Annotated in this window: 18 protein-coding genes; 5 read left to right on the forward strand and 13 right to left on the reverse strand. The window is 52.2% G+C overall.

Going from position 1 to position 20,233, the window contains the following annotated elements:
• Positions 1 to 190 precede the first annotated feature (190 nt).
• Together OCT58_RS07405 and OCT58_RS07410 are read right to left on the reverse strand one after the other, a co-directional pair.
• Entirely contained in the window at positions 191 to 1,249 is a 1,059-nt protein-coding gene (locus OCT58_RS07405; RefSeq protein ID WP_267202238.1) for an FAD-dependent oxidoreductase, read from the reverse strand.
• 34 nt (positions 1,250 to 1,283) lie between these two features.
• A complete protein-coding gene (locus tag OCT58_RS07410; RefSeq protein WP_267202239.1) occupies positions 1,284 to 2,117 on the reverse strand; it encodes an oxidoreductase in 834 nt (277 codons plus the stop codon).
• 81 nt (positions 2,118 to 2,198) lie between these two features.
• On the opposite strand from OCT58_RS07410, the gene OCT58_RS07415 reads away from it, so the two are divergent.
• Positions 2,199 to 2,990, forward strand: coding sequence for a MerR family transcriptional regulator (locus OCT58_RS07415; RefSeq protein ID WP_267202240.1), 792 nt, complete (start codon positions 2,199 to 2,201; stop codon positions 2,988 to 2,990).
• Between the two features lie 51 nt (positions 2,991 to 3,041).
• Here OCT58_RS07415 and OCT58_RS07420 read toward each other — a convergent pair whose 3' ends face one another.
• From OCT58_RS07420 to OCT58_RS07435, 4 genes are all read right to left on the reverse strand, one after another.
• Positions 3,042 to 3,965 (reverse strand): DMT family transporter, encoded by a 924-nt coding sequence (locus OCT58_RS07420; protein ID WP_267202241.1) that lies wholly within the window; start codon positions 3,963 to 3,965, stop codon positions 3,042 to 3,044.
• Positions 3,966 to 3,989: 24 nt separating this feature from the next.
• The gene (locus tag OCT58_RS07425) at positions 3,990 to 4,703 is read right to left on the reverse strand and encodes a DnaD domain-containing protein (protein ID WP_267202242.1); all 714 of its coding nucleotides are present in this window, start codon (positions 4,701 to 4,703) and stop codon (positions 3,990 to 3,992) included.
• A gap of 76 nt (positions 4,704 to 4,779) precedes the next feature.
• Positions 4,780 to 5,298 carry a cell wall elongation regulator TseB-like domain-containing protein gene (locus tag OCT58_RS07430; protein ID WP_267202243.1) on the reverse strand — a complete coding sequence of 173 codons (519 nt, stop codon included), beginning with the start codon at positions 5,296 to 5,298 and terminating at the stop codon, positions 4,780 to 4,782.
• 75 nt (positions 5,299 to 5,373) lie between these two features.
• Complete coding sequence (locus tag OCT58_RS07435) at positions 5,374 to 8,235, reverse strand: helicase C-terminal domain-containing protein (RefSeq protein ID WP_438361121.1); 2,862 nt, start codon at positions 8,233 to 8,235, stop codon at positions 5,374 to 5,376.
• Between the two features lie 201 nt (positions 8,236 to 8,436).
• On the opposite strand from OCT58_RS07435, the gene mvk reads away from it, so the two are divergent.
• The 4 genes from mvk (at position 8,437) to fni (ending at position 12,804) form a co-directional block, all read left to right on the forward strand.
• Positions 8,437 to 9,384 carry a mevalonate kinase gene (mvk, locus tag OCT58_RS07440; protein WP_267202245.1) on the forward strand — a complete coding sequence of 316 codons (948 nt, stop codon included), beginning with the start codon at positions 8,437 to 8,439 and terminating at the stop codon, positions 9,382 to 9,384.
• Positions 9,384 to 10,376 carry a diphosphomevalonate decarboxylase gene (gene mvaD, locus OCT58_RS07445; protein ID WP_267202246.1) on the forward strand — a complete coding sequence of 331 codons (993 nt, stop codon included), beginning with the start codon at positions 9,384 to 9,386 and terminating at the stop codon, positions 10,374 to 10,376. Before mvk ends, mvaD begins: the two co-directional genes overlap by 1 nt.
• A 19-nt stretch (positions 10,377 to 10,395) precedes the next feature.
• Positions 10,396 to 11,505, forward strand: coding sequence for a phosphomevalonate kinase (locus tag OCT58_RS07450; protein ID WP_267202247.1), 1,110 nt, complete (start codon positions 10,396 to 10,398; stop codon positions 11,503 to 11,505).
• A gap of 252 nt (positions 11,506 to 11,757) precedes the next feature.
• Positions 11,758 to 12,804: a type 2 isopentenyl-diphosphate Delta-isomerase gene (gene fni, locus OCT58_RS07455; RefSeq protein ID WP_267202255.1), complete on the forward strand. Its 1,047-nt coding sequence runs from the start codon at positions 11,758 to 11,760 to the stop codon at positions 12,802 to 12,804.
• A gap of 59 nt (positions 12,805 to 12,863) precedes the next feature.
• On the opposite strand, the gene OCT58_RS07460 is transcribed toward fni, so the two are convergent.
• The 7 genes from OCT58_RS07460 to OCT58_RS07490 all read right to left on the reverse strand — a co-directional run bounded on the left by OCT58_RS07460 (position 12,864) and on the right by OCT58_RS07490 (position 20,057).
• Positions 12,864 to 13,832 (reverse strand): L-lactate dehydrogenase, encoded by a 969-nt coding sequence (locus OCT58_RS07460; RefSeq protein ID WP_267202248.1) that lies wholly within the window; start codon positions 13,830 to 13,832, stop codon positions 12,864 to 12,866.
• A 23-nt stretch (positions 13,833 to 13,855) separates the two neighbouring features.
• Positions 13,856 to 14,596: an LrgB family protein gene (locus OCT58_RS07465; protein ID WP_267202249.1), complete on the reverse strand. Its 741-nt coding sequence runs from the start codon at positions 14,594 to 14,596 to the stop codon at positions 13,856 to 13,858.
• 14 nt (positions 14,597 to 14,610) lie between these two features.
• Entirely contained in the window at positions 14,611 to 15,021 is a 411-nt protein-coding gene (locus tag OCT58_RS07470) for a CidA/LrgA family protein (RefSeq protein ID WP_267202250.1), read from the reverse strand.
• A gap of 286 nt (positions 15,022 to 15,307) precedes the next feature.
• A complete protein-coding gene (locus OCT58_RS07475; protein ID WP_267202251.1) occupies positions 15,308 to 16,042 on the reverse strand; it encodes a LytR/AlgR family response regulator transcription factor in 735 nt (244 codons plus the stop codon).
• Entirely contained in the window at positions 16,039 to 17,790 is a 1,752-nt protein-coding gene (locus OCT58_RS07480) for a sensor histidine kinase (protein ID WP_267202252.1), read from the reverse strand. Before OCT58_RS07480 ends, OCT58_RS07475 begins: the two co-directional genes overlap by 4 nt.
• A gap of 10 nt (positions 17,791 to 17,800) precedes the next feature.
• Positions 17,801 to 18,667, reverse strand: a complete 867-nt coding sequence (locus tag OCT58_RS07485; protein ID WP_267202253.1) for an SPFH domain-containing protein — start codon at positions 18,665 to 18,667, stop codon at positions 17,801 to 17,803.
• A gap of 13 nt (positions 18,668 to 18,680) precedes the next feature.
• Entirely contained in the window at positions 18,681 to 20,057 is a 1,377-nt protein-coding gene (locus tag OCT58_RS07490; protein ID WP_267202254.1) for an RsmB/NOP family class I SAM-dependent RNA methyltransferase, read from the reverse strand.
• Positions 20,058 to 20,233: the final 176 nt, after the last annotated feature.

A 20,233-nucleotide genomic window follows, 5' to 3' on the forward strand; every position in this document is an offset into this window, starting at 1 on the left:
GTTCAAATTAATTGGTATCTGAATTCCCGACCACTTAAATGTCTTAACTGGCATACACCAATCGAGATCTTCTTGCTTAATCTGCGTCACTAAATTCGTTCAAGTTATTTCTTGCAATCTGCCTTACCTTAAAAAAATAAAGGTTTAAATCGGTCTCGAATTAATAGCGATTTAAGCCTTTATCAGCTATTTAAGCATTGTAGCCAGCTTCAAAGCCCTCTTGTGTCGCATCGAGCGCATTGGTGCATTTGTTAACGTCACCAACCGCGACAAACGGTACTTTTGCTTTCTGCAGCTCCTTTAGCAATTGGTTGTTAGGATGATAACCAGCCGCCAAGATAACCGCATTTGCAGTCACCCGTTTCTTTTCTTCGTTAATCGTAACTTCAACATAATCAGCACTGATTGCGTTTACTTTAGCATTTAGCATAGATTGGACTCCCTGCTCCCGGAAGAAACGCATAGTTGGAAATTCACGCATCAAGCCGTGGCCCAAATGATTGCTCATTTCAATGATGGTAACCTGCCCCCGGGCACAGTCCGCAAGGTAGGCTGCCGTTTCGGTCCCAACCTCGCCACCACCGATAATTACGATTTGACCTTCTGGAATATCCTTGCCGGTAAGGACGTCCCGGGCAAAAATAACCTTGTTTGTTTCAATTCCCGGAATGTTCGGACGATTCGGCTGGCCACCGGTTGCAATAATTACCTTGTCGGCACCGAATGTTCTGATTTCATCAACCGTTGCCTGCTTATTAAGCACAACCGTCACGTTTAGGATAGCAAGCTGCTTGCGCAAAAAAGTAATCATCTGTGCATATTCACCCTTTGCCGGTGGGAACATGGCGGGAATAAATTCGCCACCAACATGATCAGCTTTTTCCCATAAAGTAACCTCGTGGCCGCGACGGGCAGCGGCCACTGCTGCTTCCATCCCGCCCGGGCCAGCACCAATTACCAATACTTTTTTCTTTTGCGCTGCCTTGGTCTGCGGGAATTGACTCTCCCGGCCCAGGGTTGGGTTGACCATGCACCGGATTGGTCCGCCCTTTAGGATTCCACCTTCGCATCCCTGAAGACAACGAATACAGTAATTGATTTCATCAAAGCGCCCTTCTGCAGCCTTCTGTGGTAATGCCGGATCTGCCAGTGACGCCCGGGCCATCCCTATAAAATCGGCCACTCCCGTTTCAACCGCGCTTTCCGCCAAAAGCGGCTCGTTGATTCCGTTGGCAACAATAATTGGCAAATGAACCTGTTCGCGAACTTTTTTGGCACGTTCTTCACGTGTAGCCCCGTGGCGTAAAGCCCGACGAAATAATTTCTGGAGTATAGGGCGTGTATTCACTGTTGGAAAGGCTCAAGCCGTCAAAGCCGATCTTTTCGAGTTCCTTAATAATTGCCATTGTTTCAGGAAATTTGCGACCATCAATTGTGTCTTCAACGGTCGAAATTCTTGCCGTAATTGGAAAATTGAGTCCCACTTCACGCCGCATTTCATGATAAATTTCACGGACAATTCGTAATCGATTCTCCAAATTGCCGCCGTATTCATCGGTCCGGCGATTCTGCCGCAAGCTCAAGAAGCCCGCCAGAAGGTAGCCGTGGGCCAAGTGAAGCTCGATCCCATCATAGCCCGCCTCTTTAAGCAAGCGGGCCGTATTGCCGAATTGTTTGACAAGGGTGTGGATTTCGTTAACCGTCAATTGGTGGGGAACCTGACGATTAGCCGCATCTGGAATTGTCGACGCAGCCACTGGTTGAGCACCGCCGTTAACAGAAGCATTGGTCTGTCTCCCCGGGTGAAAGACCTGAGCAAAAATCTTGGTTCCATAAGAGTGAATCATCTTCGTAAACTGCTGGTTCTGTGGGACCTGCTTTTCATCATATAGCCGAATACAGTTCTTGTACCCAACCCCCGTCGGATTAACGCCAAAATCCTCCGTGATAATCAGGCCCCAGCCACCCTGGGCCTTGGCACGGTGATATTCGTAAAATTCTTTCGTAAGATTGCCATCGGCATCGCAAAGGTTCGATACCATGGCTGGTACGACAAAGCGATTTTTAATCTCGCACCCGTTAATTTGATAAGGGGTCAGCATTTTTTTAATCTGCATAATCGTCCTCCTTGTGAAATTTTTCTTTTGCAACTATAATGATTGTAAAGCTTATAGTTACTATAAGGTCAAGGAGGAAAAATGGATCAACAGTTACGAATTAAGCAAATCGCTCAATACTATGGTATTCCCGAACCAACCATCCGCTACTTTGAGCAAAAGGGGCTGATTCAGAGCCATCGCAACGCTAACAATTATCGCTACTATACTTATGAGGACATTAACCAGATCAGTGACTTAGTATTTTTGCGGAATGGGCGCTTTAGTGAAAAGGAACTTTGCTACCTGCTAACTAAGGCAAATCGCCACGAATATAACGAGCTGCTCGCTCAACAGCAGCTTGCCTTAAAAAGACAAATCGCTGACCTCAAGCGAAGCATTGCCCACCTCCAGCATCAACAAGAAAACATCCAGCTAGTAGAAAATAACTATGCCAAAGTTCGTTTCGTTAAACTGGCCCCAAAATACTTCGTCGAGTTTCAATACTACGCGACCAAGCAAATGACAGAATCCAAGCTCACTTTTGCCGAGGCACTGAAAAAGGGGTCCCCCGTTTCATCTGCCGATCTTGGCTTTGTCTGTACGCTCCACAATCAGCAAGTCAATGCAACAAGGTGGGGTCTCTTTCTCAATAATCACAAAGACAAGTCAATGAAATCTCAAGTACTCCCGGCCAATCAATATCTTTTAACCATTGCTGATCTCCAAAGTGAGGGCCAGCTCCCAGAAATTCTTGCTCGGCTAATGAAAAAGTATCGACAATTGTATCAGATTGACTTTGCGGACTATGCAATTGGCAAACTGCTGTTGCGGTGTCATCAAGATGGTCAACGCCAACGCTTTGCAGAAATCTATTTCCCAATTAAAGCTTAAAAACCAAAAAAAGATGCAGCTCCATGCGAACTGCATCTTTTTCAAATTAACTTAAATTCCCTTTAATTTCCGTCGGCGACCTTCCTGCAGGATGTAGATGGCCAGGATGACCAGGATAATCCCGAGAATTTCAACCCAGTTGAGGACCAGGTGGAAGAAGATCACACTTAAAATGGAAGTGACGATTGGCTGCAGGGCATCCATGATGCTGACCACGTCGGATGGCGCAAACTTGGTGGCTTCCATCAGGAGGCCAAAGGGCAGGATTGTCCCGAACAGGACCACCGTCCCAACCGAGGCCACGAGGGTCGTCGAGATCTGCGGTGGGTTGACCCAGAATGGCCGGTAAAGGTTGAAGAGGATTCCGGCAATCATCGTCCCCCAACCCAGGACAACGATTGGCGGGTTCTTTTCTGCTGCCCGCTGTGGCAGGACCACGTATAAGGCGGCCGTGATTCCGGAACCAATCCCCCACAGAAGGGAATCAACCGGAATGGCAAGCCGGGTGATGTTGCCCCGGGTGATGCTCAGCACGACCCCGATCAGGGCTACCACAAAGGCGATGATGTCACTCCGGAATGGCCGCCGGTGCAGGAAAATAACCCCACCTAAGACAATGAAAAGTGGTGACAGGTACTGCAGAATCGTGGCGGCCGAGGCATTTCCCCGCTGAATGGCGTAGTAGAAGGTCAGCAGGTTCGCCATCAGGCCGAAGATGGCGTAGGTCACCACGGAAATAGCGGAGCCGCGTTCCTTAAAGACGTTGAAGATTCGCTTCCCATAAACGAAGCTGCTGATTACCAGCAGGATGACCCCGGTGACCAGGGTCCGGGTCGAAAGCATCCAGGTGGCCGGAATCGCCAGGTTCTGCGAAATCAGCTGCAGCACCGTTCCCGAGATTCCCCACATGGTAGAGGCCAGGGCCGCGATCGCGATCCCCTTCATAACGTGGTGTGACGACGAAGACTTATCCATTACATACTCATCCCTTCTGATTAATTATTCCCCGAGCTTGTAGATCGGGATTTGCGGGCCAGCCGAATGCTTTCCCTGGCCGCTTGCGGGCTGCCCCTTGGCCGCCCGTTGATTTTCAAATTGACGCTCGTGTTCGGTGATATCGTGCTCAGTTCGTAGATTCTGCCGCGCCCAGCTCTGCAGGATCCGCTCCATATACTGAAGATTGCGGGCACTGTTCATGACCGCCTGGCGCAGGGCCAGCTTGATCATCGCCGGCGTATAGTTGTCCTTATCCTGCCAGTCGTTGACGATCTGCAGCTCCATGGCCGACAAGGGCCGCCCAAACTCACTCTCCAGCATGGCGAAAATCTGCTGGCGGGTATTCTGTTGCTCGTGCCGTTCTTCTCGGTTCACCGTCTGCAGGTCTAGGGTCGCCAGCTTGGCCAGCAGCGGCGTGAAATCATAGATGGCGTCTTCTTTGCCATCGGCCAGCTGCCGCATCTTTTGCTCGACCAAGTGGTTGGTCATCATTTGGTGCAGCTGGTTGAAGACCTGGGTCTCATCGGTACCGAGGTTTTTGGCAATCAGACGAATATCGGGATTCATCGTCCCCCGGTCCTGGTAGGACTTAAACTGCAAATACAAGACTAGTTGCGCAGTCGTGAGCCCCAGCTGCTTGTAATGGCGCAGCAAAAGGTTGCTTACCGACGTTTCCCCGGCCTGCAAATAGCGTTGCAATGCCGTTTCTTCAGTCAACTCAATCACCCTTTCTCACAATACGATCCAAACGAAAAGAGAAATCGTAACCACGAGTTACAACTCCTCTAATTCATTACAGGTTATTAATGTTTTGCACGTACCGACCGGTCTTAAAGTTGATCAGGTCGTACGACAACTTGCCCTTCTTGCTCCGGTAGGTTACTTCCCAAACTACCTTGTCATTGAAGATTCCCGGTGCCACCTTTAAGATTTGGGCGGGCTTGCGATTAGCCTTGGTCTGGGCGCGCACCTGCTTTTCCGTGACGCCGCTGCTCTGCTTGACCACCCGGATGTTACCCCCGTGCTGGGGAACAATTACCAGAATTGGCTGGTTTGATTGGTTACGCCCTGTGATGGTGTAGTAGGTACTCTCGCGGTTAAAGATGTAGAAGTGCCCCGGTGAATGCAGGTGGGCATACTTTTCGGCCATCGTGACCGTCTGCCGCCGGGCCGCGGCCCGTGGTTGGTTGGCAACTGCGTAGACACTCCAGCCCACCAACAGCAGAATCAAAATTGTTAATAAAATGTTGCGAATCGTGCGCAGCGCGGAACCACGGTTTTGTTCGCGCTGGACCTCACGTCGACTTTGCATGCGATTATTCCCTTCCTACGTCTGACATTGAAACGTCAGTAGTCATGTTAATCTTAGCAATTATACCAAAAAAGCTCAGACTTGTGGGGACTGGTGGTTCTTTTTTAAGAAATTATTTGCCGTTAGGATCAGTTGATCGGTCGGCAGAGTTTGAATTGGCAGTTTCTCAGGAAAACTCTTCAGGATTGTTTCGCCATAGCGGCGCTGGTGCAGCCGCGAATCTAGTACCACGGCCACCCCATAGTCGTCCGGGGTCCGAATTAACCGCCCAACCCCCTGGCGCAGCCGCATCGTCGCCTTTGGCAGGGCTGACTGGTAGAAGGGATTCTTTCCCTGCCGTTTCAACAGATCGTTGTGGGCCCGGGTCATTACCTCATCGGGGGCGTCAAACGGCAACCGGGTGACGATCAGAAGTTCCAGGGCGGTCTTTGGCAGGTCGACCCCTTCCCAGAAGCTCGTTGCCCCCAGGAGAATGGCGTTGTGGCCGTTGGCAAACTGCTTTAAGAGCTTTTCACGACCACCGGTAATCCCCTGGGCCAGGATATCACGCTGATCAAAGAGATCAGTGTCGCGCAGCTGGCCATAGACCTGTTCAATCATTACCAGGGAATTAAAGAGGATCATCGTCTGGCAATTAGATTTTTTAGTCAAGCCGTAGATGGCCCGACTGATGTAGCGAACATAGTCAGCATTGTTGCGGGCGCCAGGCACCGGCGCATCCTGAGCCACCAATAGCCGCGCGTGGGACTGGTAGTCAAACGGCGAGGCAAAGCGCTTCGCCAGGGTGGCCTTGCGATCCAAGTCTAACTGTGAATAGAGGTAGTGCGACCGGGCCGAGGAAAAGAGGGTTGCACCGGTGAAAAGCGGTTGGGCAAAGTACGGGTAGACATTCTCGGTCAGGTAGTGATTGGCCTCCAGCAAGCCACCGTTCAGCTGCATGGCACTTTGCTCGCTGGATTGGCGGATCCGTAGCCAAAAGGCAGCACTATTGCCCCGCTGTTGGAGAATTTCGCTGTACTTATTGAGAGTGGCGTCAGCGGCGCTTAACTTGGCCATCTGACTTTGGAACTGGCTCATCAAGTAGCGATCACTAGGCAGCCAGCGATCGGCCTGCTGGGTAAAGATATGCTGGAGGGCCGAGAAGTGCAGCTGCACACTGCCCAGGGCCTGTTCAAGATTCATCATCAGCGGGCCACCCACGTCCAGCAGCTGCTGTAGCTGGTCATTGTCCAGAGCGGTTTCAATCAGTTCGTTCTCCCCATTAGTGGTTGATTGCTGCATGAATTGTCGGTAAAGCGCCTGTTGGAACTGATTAACTGCTTCCTCAATATTGGTCAGGTCGCCGCGCAGGAGTTCAACATTGTAACTGGCCAGAGCGTGGTCGGCAAAGATATCCGTCAGATTACGCTCGCTGCTGTTGCTAACCAGGCCGCTGAGTACGTGGATGGCCGAACGCAAGTGAGGAAAGTCAAATTGACGTCGTGACTGACGCAGAATGTTGTCGCTAAGGTGTTGGGCCTCGTCGACCACCAAGTACGGTCGCCGGGTGCCATCCCCCAGTTCCTGGGCATGGGCAATCAGGTAGGCGTGGTTAGTGATAATAATGTTGGCCTGCTTGAGCCGCTTATTGCGCCGCACCAGGAAGTCGTCGTTGTACAACTCACCATCTGGATTCAGGCTGACGACCCCGTGGTGGCGAATCTCGGTGAAGTATGGCGACTGCTGAGTCGTCAAGTTCAATTCGTCAAGGTCCCCGCTGGTCGTCTCCAGAAGCCAAACCAAGATCCGGGCCTTTAAGAGCTGGACTAGCTTGGATTCCTCGATTACACTGAGTGACCGGGCAAACTTGGCCAGGTCGAGATAGTGGCCATTCCCCTTGATCACCACAGCATTCATCTGAAACGGCAAAACCTGGTTGAGCTGTTGAACCGCCTGCTGGGCAATCTGCTGCTGAAGGAGGTTGGTAGCCGTGCTGACCACGATCTGCTTATCCGGGTAAGCGACGTAGCTGAGCGGCAGAAGATAACCAAGGGTCTTCCCACTCCCCGTTCCGGCTTCGACAATCATGCCCTTCGGCTCGTCGTGGGTGTAGTTATTATAGATGCTGTTCATCATCTTGGCCTGGACTGGCCGCACATCTAGGTGCTCACCAAAGAGCTTAGCCTTGGCCCGCTTAGTCGACGGGTAGCGCGGCGTCTGTGCAGGCTTGGCAACCGTCAACGGGCGTTGTTTGTGCAGGACCAGGCCATGGCTGACATAGAGATCCTCGCTTAGCGGCAGCGGGTGATCCACCCGTCGCGCCAATTCATCCTCAAAGACCGCCGCCGTCTGCTGGGGTAAAGCCAGGTGCAGTTCAACGATCCGTTCCAGAGTCAGCGTTGGCAGCTGGTGGACCCGCTTTAAGAGGTCGATCAAGAGCTGGGCCGTCGCCTCGGCATCGGAAACCGCGCTGTGGGGATGGTCATGCTCAATGTGCAGGGAGCTGGTCAAGTCCCGCAGGCGAAAACTCTGGGCAGTCGGCAGGAGAACCTGACTGAGCGTAACCGTATCGATCGCCCGAATCGGCAAGGTCGGATAACCTGCTCGCTCCAGTTCCGCATTAAGGAATGGAAAGTCAAAGTTAACGTTATGGGCTACGAAAATTGTCCCCGTCAGGAGGCTATAAATGGTTCCCGCCACGTCCTCAAACAGCGGGGCGTTCCGGACGTCCCGATCGTGAATACCGGTCAGCTGAACGATTGAGTGGGGAATCTTTTCCCGCGGATTAACCTTCGTTTCAAATTGGTTGATCACCTGGCCATCTTGGACCAGGACACAGCCGATCTGGATAATTCGGTCACCATGGTTGACGCTGGTGCCGGTCGTCTCCAAGTCGACTACCGAATAAATTGGCGCCTTCTTGTTGCGCTTAGGGCGCCGTTGTTTTTGTTTATTCACACTTATCACCGAATCTCTTCATTAATTGTTAATTCTGTCTTCAATGATACACCATTCCCAATTTGTTTGTCCCCTAATTCCGCCATCGACTTGGCCGAAAAATTATTTAGATTTAGTAACGACTCCCACCCGCCCCCTTTTCTAAAAGTGAATTATAAGTTATGATGTAGAATGGAATTTTTCAGAAGAAAGTAGGTTACGATGGTGAAACAGCAGGGGATTGGTCACAGTTGCGCGAAAATCATTTTGATGGGGGATCACAGCGTTGTCTATGGGCAACCCGCAATTGCCCTCCCCCTCCCCAGCGTCGGACTAACCGTCACGATTACTAGTACCACGGTTGGGCAGACGGTTGAGAGCCGTTATTACACGGGTGATTGGGACACTCTCCCGGAAGAAATGGCGGGGGTTAAAAAGTTAATTGCAACCCTAATCGACCACTTCGCTGGCCAAAATAATCACTGGCACCTGACAATTGAAAGCCAGTTACCGGCCGAACGAGGAATGGGTTCTTCGGCGGCGACCGCCATTGCCATCGTCCGGGCTTTTTTTGATTACTATGACCAGCCCCTCGACCGGTCGACACTGTTGCAGCTTGCCGACGTTGAGGAACAGATTACCCACCGTAGTCCCTCGGGGCTCGATGCGGCCACAGCCAGCTCCAAGACGCCCCTTTACTACATTAAAGGACAGGCGGGGACGCCTATTCCGCTTAACCTACAGGCCACGATGGTGATTGCCGACACCGGAATCAAGGGTGCCACCAAGGAAGCAATCCTAGGAGTCCAGGAACTCCTCAAGAGTGATCCGACCACCACCCAAGCCCACATTGAACACCTGGGTAAACTGGTCAAGGCTACCCGCGGCTTCCTCGCCAACAACGAAGTCAACAAGCTGGGAACGGCGCTGAACGCTGCCCAAGAAGATCTGCGTGCCCTGCAAGTCAGCGACGACCATTTGGATCACCTGATCGAGGTGGCAATTGCCAATGGGGCACTGGGAGCCAAGCTGACCGGTGGTGGCCGGGGTGGCTGCATGTTTGCGATCACCCGAACCGCCCTGGGAGCTCGCAAACTGGCCAGCATCCTCAAGGAAAACGGGGCCCGGCAGACCTGGATTCAACCACTGGATACACGAGGTGAACAGTAATGGCGACCGCCAAAGCACATACAAACATTGCCCTGGTCAAGTACTGGGGTAAGAAGGATCAACAATTGATCATTCCGCAGACGAACAGCCTGTCACTGACCCTGGACGAGTTCTACACGACGACCCGGGTCAATTTTGATCCAGGCTTGACCGCTGATCAGGTCACCATCAATCACAAGCTGCTTTCCCCGGCTGCGGCCCGGCGCACCAGTGCCTTCTTGGAGCTAGTCCGTCAGCGCTCCGGTCGGCAGCAGTTTGCCCGGGTTGATTCTATCAACCATGTGCCCACGGCGGCGGGCCTGGCCTCGTCTGCCTCGGCCTTTGCCGCATTGGCCGGCGCCGCCAGTGCCGCGGCCGGCCTATCATTGGACCGGCGGGAATTATCCCGGCTGGCCCGCCGTGGTTCCGGCTCGGCTACCCGTTCAATCTTCGGGGGACTGGTGGAATGGCACCGCGGTCACGACGATTCGACCTCCTTTGCTGAACCAATCATGGAAAAGCTGGACTTCGGTCTCGAAATGCTGGCCATTATGATTAACACCAAGAAAAAAAAGGTTACTAGCCGTCAAGGGATGCAGGCCAGTGTCACCACCTCACCCTACTATGCCAGCTGGCGCGAAGTGGTAGCAGCTGACATGCAAGCAATGAAGGACGCAATTAATCGTCGTGACATTCCAGCCATCGGCCACATTGCCGAGGAGAATGCCCTGCGGATGCACGCCCTCACCCTTTCAGCTGATCCGGGCTACACCTATTTCAGTAGTGCTACCCTGACGGCAATCCAGGCCGTGCGGGCACTGCGTGAAAATGGGGTTGGCTGTTACTTTACAATGGATGCCGGACCCAACGTCAAGGTCATTTACGACCGTCAAGATCGCGATCAGGTCATCAGCGGTCTGACTCAGACATTTGACCGGGACCAGCTGGTAGTTTCACCGGCCGGTCCGGGAATTCAGATTTGGAATGAAAACAACAATCAATCGTTACTATAATTAGGGGGATTTGGAAACTTTGATTACTGAAAAAGCACCGGGCAAGTTGTACATTGCCGGGGAATACGCCGTCGTCGAGAATGGTTATCCGGCCATTCTGGTCGCACTCGATCAATTTGTTACCTGCACCATCACGGAAAGTGCCCGTGAGGTGGGACAAATCATCAGTAAGCAATACACCAACGATCAGTTAAGTTGGCGACGAATGGGCGATCGGATGGTAGTCGACAAGCGGGACAACCCCTTCTCCTACATTCTGTCCGCTATTCACGTCACCGAAGAATACGCTCGGAGCTTTGAGCGCCACCTGCGGATCTATGATATGCACATCGATAGCCAACTCGACAGTGCCAGTGGTCGCAAATATGGTCTCGGTTCTTCCGCGGCCGTAACCGTGGCGACCGTCAAGGCTCTCTGCCACTTCTACCACCTGCCCGTCAATAAGGACCAGATCTTTAAGCTCGCGGCCATCGCCCACTTCGCCGTTCAGGGCAACGGTTCCTTGGGGGACGTCGCAGCCTCCGTTTACGGTGGCTGGATTTCTTATCACTCCTTCGACCGGCAATGGTTGGCCCAGCAGCGTCAATACTTGGATCTCAAAACCCTGGTTGACCTGCCCTGGCCGGACTTGAAGATCGAACCGCTCGTGGCCCCGGAAGACCTGGAGCTTTTGATCGGCTGGACTGGCAAACCGGCTTCGACCTCCCAATTGGTTGATAAGATTTCCCTCTTCAAGGCCCGCCAGCAGGACGAGTATCACCGTTTCCTGGAGGACAGCAAGGCCTGCATCCAACGAATGGTCGAAGGTTTCCACCAGCAAGACCTCGAAGTCATTAAGCACGAAATCCGCTACAATCGTGACTTGTTAAAGCGTTTGGGAACACGTTCGGGCGTCAACATTGAAACCCCCGTTCTCAACCGGCTCTGCCAAATTGCCGAGAAGTTCGGCGGTGCAGCCAAGACGTCCGGGGCTGGTGGCGGTGACTGTGGAATCGTCGCCATCGACCGGCACGCCAACTTCCACGGGGTCCTGAAGTCCTGGGCCAAGGAAAAAATTGAGCAGCTGCCACTGTCAGTCCACTTCATCGACGACATCAAGTACAGCGTTCAGCAACGATTACCACTGTAAAAGCATAGAATAAAGGGGCTGGGAATTATCACAGCCTCTTTGCTGTTATATAGCTATGAATGCTACAACGCGGTAGCTGGCTGCGACGCGAAGCTAGCCTGAACGTTGATAAATCAACGCCCACCAGATAGGCTAGCTTCGCGTCGGAACGCCTAGCCAGCCTCCCAATAGGCTTGCTCCGCGTCGACGGGGGTGGGAAGACGAACTCGCTTGCGAGTTCTGTCCCACTCCCTTTTAGGAGAAGAAATTAAGATTATGGAATCACAACAAGCACATCGTAAAGATGAACACCTTTCCCTAGCACTCGCCACCTACCAGCAGGCCCACGGCCAGGACTACTTTGACCAAGTGCGCCTGATTCATGACGCCCTGCCAGAAACCTCTCTGGCCGAAGTGGATCCGCAGGTTCAGCTTGGCCAGGCACTGACCCTCGACTGGCCCTTTTACCTCGAGGCAATGACCGGTGGCAGCAAGCGAGCAGCAACGATCAACGCTAGTCTGGCTAGACAGGCGGCCAAGCACCACCTGGCCATGGCGACTGGTTCGTTGAGTATCGCGCTCCGCGAGCCGGCCACCCGCGATTCCTTTACCGTCGTCCGGGAGGTTAATCCTGATGGCAAGGTCTTCGCTAACCTGAGTGCGGGTGCTGATCTTGAGGCCGCCCAAGCAGCTGTCGACCTTCTCCAGGCCGATGCTTTGGAACTGCACTTAAACGCTGCCCAGGAGCTGATCATGCCCGAGGGGGACCGTGCTTTTCACTGGTTGAATAATATTCAACACTTGGTCCAGGGACTGTCAGTACCCGTGATTGTCAAGGAAGTCGGCTTTGGCATGAGCAAGCGAACAATCTCCCGGCTGATCAAAGCGGGCGTTACCAATATCAACGTCAGTGGTCGCGGCGGCACCAACTTTGCCATAATCGAAAACCGTCGCAACCACCAGCTGGACTTGGCTGATCTTGAAGACTGGGGACAGACTACTCCGGAGGCCCTGCTTGAGGCCCGCGCTGTCCAGCCCGCCGTCAACCTGATTGCCTCCGGCGGTATTGTCAGCCCCCTGGGCCTGGTCAAGGCCGGTGCTCTCGGCGCCCAGGCGGTCGGAGTGGCCGGCTACTTCCTGCAGATTCTCGTCCGTCAGGGTGAAGATGCTCTGGACGGGGAACTCAGCCGGTGGCAGGAAGAACTCAAGCGGCTCCTCACCCTGCTCGGCTGCCAGCGCTTCGCTGACCTCCCACGACAGGTGGACTTTGTCTTGACTGGGGATCTCTATACCTACGCCCAGCAGCGGCATTTACTCTAACCACTAACTATTTTATCCTACAAAAAAAGCCCGCCAGCATTTGATAGCGAGCTTTTTGACTACCAGAGATAGTTGACTAAGCCAACCTTAGTCATCCCATCGGTTGCAGTTTTCTTTAATGTTTTTGCCGACTTGGCCATTGCAGCCTGTTCACGTTCATCCAATTGAACCTCAATGATCTTCGCAATCCCATTTGCGTTGACCACTGCTGGGGTGCCAAGGTAGATATCCTTGACCCCATATTCGCCATTTACATAGGCCCCAACGGGTAAGACAGCATCTTCATCACGCAGAATAGCTTTCGTGATCCGCATCAAGCAGGTCGCCACGCCATAGTAGGTAGCACCCTTGCGATTGATGATTTCGTAAGCCTTGTTCCGGACATTGTCTTCTATTTGAAGCAACTCGTCCATGGAAATATGCTCCTGCTTGGCCAGCTCCAGCAGTGGTAAGCCCCCAATTGAGGCACTGGAGTAGGCAGCAAATTCGGAATCACCGTGTTCAGCCATGACGTTGATATCAACATCGCGGGGATCAACACCGAAGCGATTAGCCAGCACTACCCGCAAACGAGCAGAATCAAGCGACGTTCCAGAACTGATTACCTTGCTGCTTGGGAAACCGGAAATTTTTTGAACCGCATAGGTCAAAATATCAACTGGGTTCGCAGCTACCAGGAAGATTCCCTTGAATCCGCTGGCAACGATTGGCTGGACAATTTCCCTCATGATCTTCAGGTTCTTTCCAACCAATTCCAAGCGTGTTTCGCCGGGCTTCTGGGCAGCACCGGCACAGATAACAACTAGGTCCGCGTCTTTACACGTCTCATAATCCGCAGCGTAAACCTTTTTAGGAGCGGTGAAGACGGTGGCATCTTCTAGGTCTAAGACATCACCCTCCGCACGCTTCTTAGTCAGGTCCACGATGGCCAGCTCTTCGGCTAAGCCTTGCTGAATCATTGCGTAGGCGTAAGCTGAACCAACAGCACCATCACCGACAAGGACGACTTTTTGATGATTTTTGGTCATAAACAGTTATCCTCCAACGACTATTACATGAACATGTTAGCGTAGATTGGTACCAAGATGTCCATTGCCAGCGAAATGATCAGAACAGAAACACCGGCCATCGCACCTTGAACTTCACCAAGGGACAGAGCCTTAACGGAACCAACCGTGTGCCCTGCAGAACCTAAACCTAAACCAGTAGCAACTGGAGAAATCTTGTCAAGACGCAGAACCTTGATCAAGAATTCGGCCAAGGCGTAAATAACAACGGCGTTAAGGATACATGCCATCGCAGTAACAGCTGGAACACCATGAACACCGGCAGCGATAGGCATAGCAACGGCGGTAGTGGCAGCCTGTGGCAGCATAGAAGCAGTTGAAGCGGCAGAAAGGCCGAACAGCTTACATACAAGTTGAATCAGGAACAGTGAAATGAATCCACCGACGAAACAAATAATGATGATATCGAACCAGTACTTCTTGAAAATATCGTTAACCTTGTAAATCGGAATAGCGAAGGCCATGGTAGCTGGGTTTAAGAACCAGAAGATAATGTTACCACCTGGCAGGTAGTACTTGGTGTAAACCGCAGCAGTCGTGGAGCCAGTGCTCTTAGCCCAGATGGCCAGGATCACGATCCCTAATACCATCCCGACAAGCAGTGGGTTGAAAAGGAAGAACCCATTACTAATCTTGGATAACCACATACCAATAAGGTAAACAAGCAGTGAAATGAAAATACCAGTGAATGGTAAAGCTAGATTTGTAGCAATTGTAGCTGACATGATAATTGGCCCCCTTAGTCTTCGTCCTTCTTGCCAGTGATCTTGTGGTGAATGCTCATAACCAGGGCACCAATGTAAGCAATGACGATCAGCAGGATGATGGTAGCGATAACGATAACGCAGACATCCTGGATACCTTCACGACGCATGATGTCCAGGTGGGCAGCCAACTGGATTCCTGATGGAACGAACAGGAATGCAATCAGACCGATCATAAAGGTACCAAACTTTTCAACTTGGTGCAGCTTTACGATGTGAGTAGCCAACAGAATGTACAGCAGAACCATACCAATCAAAGGAGTTGGTACGACGAAGCTTGCTGGAAACAGATCAGAGATCAGTTGAGAAACAAACAGAATAGCAGCGAAGATTCCCATTTGAACATAAATGTTGGAAGCTTCTGGCTTTTTATCCTTCTTGTCCATAATATATTCCCTCCCACAGAAATAATACATAGAAATAATTGCTCGATACTGCGATTGCAATATCATTACAACTGTAATGATACAGCAACATTTCAACTTTGTGCGGGTTTTAACAATGAAATGGCCCAAATTTAGGATAAGTTGCCCTCACCGCGCCTTGAAATGCCCTCAATTTTGTTCAGTTACCAACAAATCGTCTTTTAGACCGGCCGAAGATATCCACGAGAACGCAAAAACGCCCATTCATTGACTGGCAAATGGCAATGAATGGACGTTTGATTGAATTTTATTGCAGGCCGAGCGCCTGTTTAACAGCTGCCACGTAGGAACGGCTGACTGGCACCTTGCTATCATCTTTTAATGTTAACTCATAGGTATGATTAAAACTGGGTTCAAGCTCGCTGACCATGTTGAGATTGACTGCAAAGCTCCGGTGAACCCGGATGAACTGGGCCGGATTAAGCTGTTTTAGCAGGTTCGTCAGCGTCTGCTTGCTAGTAATTTGGTGACCTCCTACCGCAGAGACCACCGTTTCACCACCCTGAGCCTGAATGTAGAGAATCGCAGTCTTTTGAATAATGATCGTCCGCTCATCATTGGTTAAAGACAGCCGCGGGTTCTCCTGAATGCTTGATGACTGGGCGGGCTGTTGCGGCGCTGCAGCGGTAATCTTTTGCACCCGTTTGATGGCGTCATTGACCCGCTCCTGCGAAAATGGCTTCAACAAATAATCAATCGCGTCGGCATCAAAGGCATCAAGAGCGTATTGATCGTAGGCAGTCGCAAAAACAATATAGGGGCGGTTCGGCAGGTTCTTCAAACTTTCCGCCAGCGCCATCCCACTGCCATCGGTCAGCTGGATATCCAAAAACATCAGCTGCGGATGCTGGCTGGCGACGATTTTGCGGGCCTCGGTGACGCCCTCTGCCTCGTAAATTGCATCGACCTGCGGATTTTGTTCCACCAGGTAGTGCAGCTCCTCGCGTGCAAGTGGTTCATCATCGACAATTAACACCTTCATGATTGTGACTCCCCTTTCGTTGTGAGCGGAATAGAAATAGTAACCGTTGTGCCATTTTTGCCGGTCGCAAAGTCCAACTGGCTGCTCTTATCGTAAAGGCCGATTAACCGCTGGTTCAAGTTCTGAAGAGCGGTCCCGGTACCATGGGCAGAGGGAACGGCGGTCTGGCCGAGCTTAACCAAAATATTGGGATCAATCCCCGTCCCATTATCGGCCACCGCAATCAGCAGGCGGTCCCCCTTCTGCTTGAGATTGACGTTGACCACGTTGCCGTGGCGCCGCTTACCAAAGGCGTGCTTTAGCGCATTCTCCACCAGTACCTGAATGGTAAATGGCGGCAAAAGGACATTGTCGTCAACCTCACTGTTGAAATTAACCAAGTAGCGACCAGGGAACCGGGTCTGTTCCAGTGACAGATAAGCGTTTACCTGTTCGCGCTCCTGGGCCAGGGTAATTTGTGTTGCCCGGGCCCCCACCAAGTTCGAACGGAAATAAGTAGAAAGCTGAAGCAGCAGCTGGCGGGCTTTTTCGGCGTCAATCCGCATCATCGCGCTAATCGTATTGATTGCGTTGAAAAAGAAATGCGGATTGACCTGGGCCTGCAGCGATTTAATCTCGGCGTCCCGGACCAATTTGGCCTGCACTTCAGCCTGACCGAGAGCAATCTGATTGGCAAAGATTTCCCCCAGCCCGGTCCCCAGTTGAATTTCCACCGGCGTCAAGCGCCATGACTGAGTATAGTACATTTTAAGCGTCCCAATGACCCGATCTTTGATTCGCAGCGGAACCACGATCGCTGCCTCCAGCGGACAGTCCTGGTGGGTACAGCCGATTTCTTCCCTTGTTCGGGCAACGTGAACTTGACCGCTACGAATAACGGTTTCCGACAGGTGGGTCAACATCATCTTCCCCGGAATATGATGGTCGCTGCCGGCACCAACGTGGGCCAAAATCGTCTGACGATCGGTGATGCTGACGGCATCAAAATTCGTGTGGTGCATGATTGCCTCAACTACCTGCTGGGCCGAGGTCATGTTTAATCCATTGCGCAGAAAAGGCAAGGTCTCCTTGGTCAGCTGGAGGACCGAATGGGTCTGAGTTGCCCGGGTATCCTCTTCCTGGCGCAGGTACATGGCGATGATCGACAGGAAAATCGAGGTCCCGATTGAGTTGATCAAGATCATCGGTAAAGCAATGTAATGCACCAAAGTCCAGCCGGTCGGGCTAAAGAGGAAGATAAAGATCATCTGGATGGTCTCCATGATCAGCCCGACTAAGAAGCCGTGCCAGGGTGTCATCACGGTCATTGGATTGCGTCGGTCATTATAAAGATAACCGGACAAAAGCCCAATCAGAACCGAACTGGGAACGTAAAACCAGGCCTCGGGCGCCATTCCACCAAGAATCACCCGGTGCATTCCGGCAATCAAGCCCACACTGCCCCCTACCCAGGGACCGCCGATGATTCCGGCAACCGAAACGGCCAGGATCCGAGCATTGACGATGGAATAGTCCGGGGCAATCGTCGTTAAGATAATTTTATTATGCAGTTGATTGGACGGATCAATTTCAATCCCGGTAAAGTTAGCAATTAAGGCGAAAATTGCAAAGATAAAGGTTAGCTGCACCTTTACTAGCCAAGAATCGGCAAAAAGTAGCCGCCGAAAAGCCGGAATATTAACCAACAAGAAGGCCAGCATCACGATGAAGCCGACCCGCTCAATCATTAAAATTGATAGGTAAAACATCTGCGAAAACCTATTGCTGTGTTCCAGTATTAATGACCGGCTGAGTGCCCCGCTCGCTGATGATCGCCACCATGATATTGTTGATGATCTGCAGGCGCTGCTCATCAGTCAGATTAAGCTGGGCCTCTTTAGCCAGACGGTCGATGGCATCTTCGGTAATCGAAACGGCCCCCTCGACAATGATCTTCCGGGCCGAAAGGATGGCCGCTGACTGCTGTTTTTGAAGCATCGCACTGGCAATTTCGGTCGCATAGGCTAGGTGGGTTAGGCGGGTCTCGATGATCTTAACCCCGGCGACATTCAGCCGGGCCTGGAGCTCCGCCGTCAACTTATCGGAAACTTCGGTTGGGTTGGAACGCAAAGTCAGGGCCTGTTCGTCTTCAAAAGTATCGTATGGGTATTCACTGGCCACGTGTCGGACCGCCGATTCGCTCTGAATCTGGACGAACTGCTCGTAGTCGTCGACCGAGAAGAGGGCCTTAGCGGTGTCAACAACCTTGTAGACGATCACGGCCGCAATTTCCACCGGGTTCCCCTTAGAGTCATTAACCTTCAGAATCTGGCTGTTGAAGTTGCTGACCCGCAGTGAAATTCGCTGCTTGTCGGTAAATGGCACCGTCATGAAGAGTCCAGCATCGCGGATCGTCCCGATGTAATTACCGAAGAATGTCAAAACCTTAGCTTCGTTGGGCTGGATGATCGTCAGCGAGGTCGCAAAAATAATTACGATGGCTAAGATAATAGCACCAAGTAGGAGCGTGCCGACGTGACCACCGCGATAACCCAGGTAAATCAGCCAGCAACCTACCAGCGCCCCGACAATTACCAGCAGCAGGCCGAGATAGCCGTTAACATGAAACGCATTCTTTTCCTTCATTCAAGGTTCCTCCCTAGAAACGTAATCCCTTCGGATAGAAATTCTTAATCGTCGTCCCGACTTTCTTGCCAAAGCCGGTGGCGTGCCCCGCGCAGGTCAGGAGATACCAGCCATTCTTCCCCGACTGGTCGAGTGTTATCACATCACCATGGACATACTGGCGCCACTGCTCTGCCGTCAATTCAAGCACGTGCGGGCACTGGGCGGGATCGAGCACTAGTGCCCAGGCCAAGGCCGGCTCAAAACGGTTCTTCTTGAAGACTCCCAGGTGTAGTCCCGGGCGCAAAATCGTCATGCCAGATACATCTGGCATCCCGGCTGGCAGGTTGTAGAGCTGGTCGCCAAAGGTCAGCAGCTGGGTGGTTGTCTCGTCCGGAGCCAGCCAATCACGGACCGCGGTAAATTCGGCTTGGGCCTGCTTATCCAGCTTCCCCTGCTGACGAGTTCCCTTCTTCTTCCGGTGCTTAGGACGTGACTGGGCAAAACTATTATCCGCAACGGGCACGCCGTTTTGCAGCTTGGCGATGAAGTGCCCCTCGCCCTGAATATGGTGAGGGAAAAGCCGCACGGCCTGCTTTAAGTCCGGATTGCCATCCGCCCATTCCGGACGGCCGTCGTCCATCCCCGGGTACTTCTTAATCGACAGCATCCGGAGTTCTGGATAGTTCTTCAAGAGCCAGGCAATATTTTGCTCGTCTTCCTCTGGTGCAAAGGTGCAGGTCGAATAAACGAGGGTTCCGCCCGGTTTCAGCATCTTGAGCGCCGAAGTCAGAATCTTTTGCTGACGGTTAGCACACTCGCGCGGGTAATCGAGGTTCCAGTATTCAATTCCGGCCGGCTCTTTGCGAAACATTCCCTCACCCGAGCAGGGGGCATCGACCAGGATCCGGTCGAAAAAGTGGGGAAACTGTTCCTCCAGCTCGGCCGGGCTCTCGTTGGTCACCACGGCGCTGCGGGTTCCCCACCGCTCCAGGTTTTCGGCCAATACCTTGGCCCGCTTGCGAAAGATTTCGTTGGCCACTAGGAGACCCTGATCACGCATCTTGGCAATCAGGTGGGTGGTCTTGCCGCCCGGAGCCGCGCAGAGATCCAGAACCCGCTCACCCGGCTGGGGATCGACAACCTCACCTACATACATAGCCGATGGTTCCTGACTGTAGATTGCCCCGGTCACGTGGTCCAAGGACTTGCCGGAAACAGTACCGTAGTAGCCGTCTGGAACGTAGGGCACCTTGCCCACCGCGGCCTTTAGGGTTGCTGCTGGCGCCGGTTTGAGGGGGTTGACCCGAAAGCCGCTCTGGCTGGGCTGATCAAAGGTCGCCAGAAAGGCGGGCGCCTCCTCCCCGAGCAAATGTTGATACTTTGTAACAAATTCCGCTGGTAATTGCAAAATTTCTCCTCCACTCTTTCTAGTTATTTCCTATTGTACCCTATTTTTATAGGACCCGGTTTGTAAAATTAAGTTAGAAACATAAAAAAGCCATCTGTGATAGACTTTTGAATAACCACAAACAAAAGCAAAGGATATCACAAATGACCTATCATCATCTTACCACACGCGAACTG

The organism is Limosilactobacillus kribbianus, assembly GCF_026413145.1.
GTDB classification, from domain to species: domain Bacteria; phylum Bacillota; class Bacilli; order Lactobacillales; family Lactobacillaceae; genus Limosilactobacillus; species Limosilactobacillus kribbianus.